At 37.3% G+C, this 6,191-nt stretch carries 4 protein-coding genes and 1 pseudogene; all 5 read left to right on the top strand.

The annotated features are described in order from the left end of the window. On the top strand, positions 1 to 923 hold a 923-nt coding region (locus ABZA26_RS05515), incomplete at its 5' end, for a DUF2194 domain-containing protein (RefSeq protein ID WP_372713518.1). 209 nt (positions 924 to 1,132) lie between these two features. Then, positions 1,133 to 1,855, top strand: coding sequence for a tetratricopeptide repeat protein (locus ABZA26_RS05510; protein ID WP_372713517.1), 723 nt, complete (start codon positions 1,133 to 1,135; stop codon positions 1,853 to 1,855). A gap of 4 nt (positions 1,856 to 1,859) precedes the next feature. Next, positions 1,860 to 3,293, top strand: a complete 1,434-nt coding sequence (pelF, locus tag ABZA26_RS05505; RefSeq protein WP_372713516.1) for a GT4 family glycosyltransferase PelF — start codon at positions 1,860 to 1,862, stop codon at positions 3,291 to 3,293. Beyond that, on the top strand, positions 3,281 to 5,974 hold the full coding sequence (gene pelG / locus ABZA26_RS05500) for an exopolysaccharide Pel transporter PelG (RefSeq protein ID WP_372713515.1): 2,694 nt from the start codon (positions 3,281 to 3,283) through the stop codon (positions 5,972 to 5,974). Before pelF ends, pelG begins: the two co-directional genes overlap by 13 nt. Beyond that, positions 5,967 to 6,191: pseudogene (locus tag ABZA26_RS05495) on the top strand (hypothetical protein); the annotation flags it as partial. The gene pelG and the pseudogene ABZA26_RS05495, both read left to right, overlap by 8 nt.

The raw sequence follows: 6,191 nt of genomic DNA, 5'->3' as shown, positions 1-6,191 counted from the left end.
TCATAATAGGAGACTACACAGACGCCACAGACAAAAGAAAAATTGTAGATTTTACAGAAAAACTGAAAGAAACTACTGGATATTTCGGAAGGGAGATTTTCCAGGACGGAGGGGAGCTGGGTGTTCACGGATACAACCATTTTTCCCTGGCCCTGGAAGGTGGGATTAATTTTGATGATTACGGATATACACCTTGGACCAGTATAGATGATATGGTCTTTTCTCTTGAAAAACTAAAGGGGCTGACTCAGAACCTTTACGGAGAAGAGGTGAAAATTTTTTCCTATGTAGCGCCGAGCAATCTTCTGACAAAAGAAGGGAAAGAAGCTCTCACTCTTGCTTTGCCAGATCTTAAATCAATTTCCGGTATTTATTTGGGAGATTATGAACCCGGTCTGCTTCTTCAGGAAGTGGGGAGAGATCCTGACTATCCTCAGATTTACAGTCTGCCTAGATTTTCTGCAGGTTTTCATTACAGCGAGGATCTTATGTGGGGGATTTACAATGCTATAGGGGCCTATGGGTCTGTCAGTCATTTTGTACATCCTGATGATATAACAGACCAGGAGAGGGGACAGGGGAAGTCCTGGGAAGAGCTTAAAAAAGAATATGAGAAGATATTTTATGAGATAAACATTCATTTTCCTCTTTTGGATCAGGATGTTCAGAGTGATGCAACTCTAAAATATATGAAAATGGAAGATCTTGAGATATCTCATGAGAAAGTCAAAAATATTATAAAGGTCAATTTCAGTAACTATAAAGGACCTGTAAACACCTTTGTTAGGATAAGAGGAGATAAGATCAAAGATGTGGAAAACGGTGAATTTCACCTTATTGAGAAGACAAAGAAAGACAATCTTTACCTTGTAAGGTTTGATACTGAAAAATCACATATAATACTGGGAGGTGAAGGATTATAAAAAAGAGATGGATATTTATTCTGATTTTAATATTAGCTACCTTTTTAGATCTGTACTTATTTACAGAGACTTATTACAGCCTCAGATTTCCGCTGGAAAAATTCTGGTATTTTCATATAGGCCTTGGTTTGATTTTTCTTTTAATAAATCATATTTTTTTTAATGAGGATATATATTATTTTGATCTTTTTATTTTTCTGTTTCCGGTTATGGGTTTCGGAGGATTACTGTTTATAGAACTTATACCAAAGCTTGATTCTGACTATCAGATGATAGAGGAAAGTTCAGACTTTAAAACATATCTTAAAAACAGAAGAGAGGTAGAGTTTATAGACCTGGCAGTAGAACTGGGAACTATGGGGGCCTACGACATATTGGCTACAGGAACTCCAGAGGAGAAAAAAAGTTTTCTGATAAATTTTAACCCTCCTGATGAAAGGTTTAAGGTAGAGGTGCTGGAAAAAGCATTACTAGATGAAGATATAGACGTGATACATTATGCCGCTACAGAATTGAACTGGATTTATGAAAAGCACAGAGTAAATATACTCAAGGCTAATAAAAATGGGGACTTGAAAAAGATATTCAAGAGTTATAATGACTATATAAAGTCAGGTCTTCTAAAGGGAGATGTTCTCCTCATGGCTCAGAAGAAAGCTCTGGGTACATTGAAAACTCTTTTTGATAAAGACAAAAGCTATGCTCCTGATCTTCTGAGATTTTATAAGAATATGGGAGATGAAAAAAAATGCCAGATACATTTAGAGAGATTTTTAGAGGAAGAAGACCCTGACGTAGGTGTACTTAATTTTGCTCTGGAATATTACTATGAAAACAATTGGTATGAAAAAATCATCCAGTTGAAAGAAAAGTTTCTCAAAAGAGGGCTCGAGATGCCTTATCATCTTAGAAATAACATAAAAGGAGCGTAGAGCCATGGCAAAAATATGCTTGATTTGTGAAGGGTCTTATCCCTACGTTGTGGGTGGGGTTTCATCATGGGTGCAGGATCTGATAAATTTAAACCAGGAACATGAATTTTCTATATTGTGTATAATCCCAAACAAGGATTTTGCTGTTAAAAAATATGAGCTTCCAGATAATGTCAAAGAGGTAAGGAATATAACTTTGAATCCGGAACTTGATGTATCCGGATTTAGAATGTTTAAAAATAACTATCTGAAAAAAGATAAGGTTAAAGAAGATCTTTTTGACCTTATGAACTTCAGGGATGCATCCACTGAAAAAGCTATAGAGCTTCTTGACAGCCTATCTAGAAAAGAATACGGGAATCCCATGGAAGTGGTTGTAAGTAAGATTTTTTGGAGTCCTCTTTTGAGGCATTACAAGGAAAATCATAGCAGCAGCAACTATAATGTCTTTTACTGGACTTACAGAAATATTTTTCTGAATCTCATAGGGATTCTTCAGGAGGAGATACCTGAAGCAGATATTTACCACTCTGTTGCCACAGGGTATGCAGGAGTCATAGCAGCCATGGCAGGGTATAGGGGGAAGGGGAAAGTACTTCTCACTGAGCACGGGATATATCCGAGAGAGAGAGAGGAAGAGATAGTGCACGCCCAGTGGGTGGACAAAAGTTTTAAAAGTATATGGATAGACTTCTTTTATTTTCTTTCTAAAATAACTTATAGATACAGCGATGTCATTGTTACACTTTTTGACTATAACAGGGATTTGCAGATAAGAAACGGAGCGGATCCTTCAAAATGTTTAGTCATTCCAAACGGTATTGACAAAGACAGATTCGGAAATCTAGACTTTGAAAAAAGAGATGAGTTTAGTGTGGGAGCCATCTTGAGGGTAGTACCCATAAAGGATGTAAAGATGATGATAAAGGGATTCCGTGTGGCTCTTAGAAAACTTCGGAATACAAAACTCTATCTGATAGGGCCTATAGATGAAAATCCAGAGTACTATGAAGAGTGCGTTCAGATGGTAAAAAGTCTTGAAATGGAAGATTATATAGAATTTACAGGAAAGGTAAATGTGGCAGATTATTATAAGTTCTTAAATCTTCTGCTCCTCACTTCTATATCAGAAGGGCAGCCCCTCAGTATCCTAGAGGGTCTTTCTGCAGGGATACCATTTATAGCCACAGATGTAGGGAACTGCCGGGAGATACTTACAGGTAAGACTGATATAGGAGAGGCCGGGATTATAATTCCACCTACGTCGTATGTAGACCTTGCAGATTCTCTTGTAAAGATGTATCAGAGCAGGGAAAGACTGATAGAGATGGGAGAGACAGGAAAAGAAATAGTAAAAAAATATTATTCCAAAGAAATTTTTATCGAAGGATACAGAAAGATCTATAGAGAGTTGGGTGATAAACAGTGGCAGGAATAGGATTTGAATTTAGAAAGTTGTTTTCAAAAAGTGACAGTACATTAGGAGACCTCAAAGCCATGGCTTACTCTACTCTTATAAGTGTGGGACCATGGCTCATAACAACGATAAGCCTGAACTTTCTTATGTACATATCAAGAGAGTATATCTTTATAAGAGATGAGAGGGTTCTGTTCATGTCTACGGTTCTTTATTGCTTTATATTTTCTCAGTTGCTGGCAACCCCGTGGCAATACGTAGTCACAAGGTACATGTCAGACTGCATATATCAAAAGAGGAGTAACGAACTGAGGAACACCTATATAGGTGTTATAAAAGTTGTGGTTATAATGGCGTTTATAATGGGAAGTTTGTTTTTGCGTAATTCCCCTCTGCCATTTTACTATAAGAAACTGGCTGTGGCTCTTTTTACTCTTTTGTCAGCTTCCTGGATAGGTATGTGTTTTGTCAATGTATTGAAGAATTACAGGTTTGTGGCTTTTTCATATCTGGCAGGGAATATTCTGGCAATGGGTCTCGGGGTATATCTCATAAAAAATCCCATTGATTTTCCAGAAAACTTTTTGGCCACCAATCTTATTTTCGCCTATACAATGGGGATACTCCTGACTTTTCTCCTTTTATCCTACTATCTTCTTTCCGCTTTTAAGGAGAAAAATGGAAGTGAGTTTGGGTTTTTAAAGTACCTAAAAGGTTATACATCGCTGTTTTTTATGGGGTTATTCTATATTTTGGGAATATGGGTTCATCTTTTTATTGTATGGACAAAGGGAGATCACTATGTAATTGCAGGGACTTTTAATGCTTCACCCTTTTATGAAGTGGCACTCTTTTACGCTTTCTTTATAACTATTCCCAGCATGGTGTATTTTGTTGTCTTCTTAGAAACCAAATTTTTTCCAGATTATAAGACTTATTATGCCCATATATCTTACAAAGGGACTCTGGATGATATAGACAAAAGTTTGCTGACTATGATGAATGTTTTGAAGAGAGAGATGTTTTACTGTATGGAGATGCAGTTTTTTATATGCATATCTTTTGCCCTGCTTTCAAAAATGATATTTGAAAATTTCGGGATGGACCTTTATCTGCTGGATCTTTTCAGGATATCTCTTTTTTCGGCATTTTGTGCTGTGTTCATCTCAATGGTCATAACGATATTTCTGTATTTTGATGCAAGAATACAGGCGCTAATGGTATCTCTGGTATTTTTTGTGACAGATCTTCTGTTTTCTCTTTATTTTGTAAAACTTGGGAATGAGTATACAGGTGTGGGGTTCTTTTTATCTTCATTTATAACTCTTTTGTTTGCCAATGTTTTACTGGATAAACTCTTTAAAAATATCAGCTACACCACTTTTTACAGACAGAATTTTAATAATGTCATAAATAGTCCAGTTATATCCATGGTGGACAGATTTCTCAACAGGAAGGGATACTTGCCTATAATCGTTATAATACTCCTGTCTGGCTTCTTAAACGGGTGTTCTAAGTATGATGAGAAAGGATTCAATAAGATAACGAGACACAACTGGCATACTATGAGTGTCTATGACCTCAGTGGTTACGATATGAATGGATACAGCTCTGAGGGAGCAGACAAGAGAGGTTTTACATCTGTAGGATGGAATGTTTTCACAGATTCTCCCTATGATTATACTGGATTTGACCTCTACGGGGTTCATTCGGTAACAGGAAATTCCTTAGACGAAGACGGATTTGATGCTGCAGGTTACTATGGTGAAACAGGATCACTTTATGATGAGGACGGATTTACAAGAGAGGGGATTCACCGGGATACAGGGACAGAGTTTAATAAAGACGGATGGAACAGGTATGGTGTGAATAAAGATACGAGAGATTACTATGATTCTAATGGTTATAACATAGAAGGATATAATATAGAAGGTTATAACAGAGACGGGAACGACACAGAAGGCTTTGACCGTGAAGGGTGGAATGAAGAAGGTATTTTTAAATATACCGGAACCGCTGTGGACTATAGAGGTTTTGACAGAGCAGGTTATAACCTGGAGACTAAATCAAAATATGATGAAAGAGGATTTGATTTCAAGGGTATTCATAATAAAACGGGTACTAAATATGACCTTCTGGGATTTGATGCTCAGGGTATAAATAAACATACAGGAACAGAGTACGACCTTAAGGGCTGGACATGGTATGGACTGAGTGCAGAAACCAAAGATTATTATGACTCTAAAGGTTATAATAAAGAGGGATACAGCAGAACAGGATACAACTCTCTGGGTTATGACACTGAAGGCTACGATGAATCGGGATGGAACAAGAGAGGTATTTTTAAAGAAACAGGAACAAAATATGATTATTATGGATTTGATATAAGAGGGATAAATAAAGAAACAGGAAGCTCATATGACAAATACGGGTGGAACAGCCGGGGAATAAGCAGGATAACGGGAACTAGATATGACACTCTTGGCTTTGACAGGAGCGGTCTGCATAAAACCACAGGAAGACCTTACAGTAAATCCGGATGGAAGAATGATGCCACCAACAGATTTACTGGGACTGCCTATGATAAAACTGGTTATGATATAAACGGCTATGACAAAGAGGGTTATAACCGAAGTGGGTACAGCACTGCAGGAATTGACAGGAACGGATTTGACAGAGACGGGAGGTATGTAGGTGAATAGAATAAGAAATATACTTGTGTTGACATTTCTCATATCTCTGGCATCATTTTCAGAAGATGGATTTACCCTACAGGAGAATACTTTTGTGGGGAAAAACCGAGGTATAGATGTACTTAATTTTTATGAACCTGTACCGGAGCAGAATAGTATAAGGCACTATGTGAGCTATGAGTACGGAGCAGATTATTCCCTTGTAGAATGGAAAATAGCTCAGGGT

The sequence above is a fragment of the Ilyobacter sp. genome (genome assembly GCF_041583315.1).
Lineage (GTDB): Bacteria > Fusobacteriota > Fusobacteriia > Fusobacteriales > Fusobacteriaceae > Ilyobacter.
The sequence above is the reverse complement of the archived record's forward strand: the minus strand, read 5'-3'. Positions and strand labels throughout refer to the sequence as shown.

Coding starts and splice junctions, on each gene's coding strand:
- pelF (WP_372713516.1), top strand. CDS start 1,860: ATGGCAAAAATATGCTTGATTTGTGAAGGGTCTTATCCCTACGTTGTG.
- ABZA26_RS05510 (WP_372713517.1), top strand. CDS start 1,133: ATGGGTTTCGGAGGATTACTGTTTATAGAACTTATACCAAAGCTTGAT.